Annotated in this window: 1 protein-coding gene; it reads right to left on the bottom strand. The window is 63.4% G+C overall.

Annotated features, from left to right (window positions below):
- The coding region (locus EE949_RS00925; protein ID WP_241152838.1) for a Mur ligase family protein at positions 1–454 on the bottom strand (454 nt) is incomplete at both ends.

Raw genomic sequence — 454 nt, 5'->3', positions numbered from 1 at the left:
GGTGTCATCAATCACGCGCATGCCATTGCTGGCGATGTGCGGTACGGCGCGGCCCTTGACCGGCTGTACGTTGTTCAAGCCTTCGACGATGCCGTCCAGGCTGACGCCCAGCGCGCAGGCAGCGGCTGCGGCGGCCAGTGCGTTGGTCACATTGTGCGTGCCCAAGAGATTCAGTTGTACCTGTGCGGAGCCTGACGGACTGTGCAGCGTGAAGCCCGGGCAGCCGCGCTCGTCGCGAGTCAGCTCACTGGCATGCAGATCCGCTGCTCCGTTGTTCAACGCAAACGTCAGGGCCTTGCTGTCACCGGCACGTGCTTGCCAGATCGGGAACGCCTTGTCGTCGAGATTCAGAACTGCCGTGCCGTTGGCATCGAGACCTTCGATGATCTCGCCTTTGGCTTCGACAATGCGATCAGGGCCGCCGAACTCGCCGACATGGGCCGTGCCCGCGTTG

It is taken from the genome of Pseudomonas viridiflava, from assembly GCF_900602065.1.
In the GTDB taxonomy this organism is placed as follows: Bacteria; Pseudomonadota; Gammaproteobacteria; order Pseudomonadales; family Pseudomonadaceae; genus Aquipseudomonas.
The sequence above is the reverse complement of the archived record's forward strand: the minus strand, read 5'-3'. Positions and strand labels throughout refer to the sequence as shown.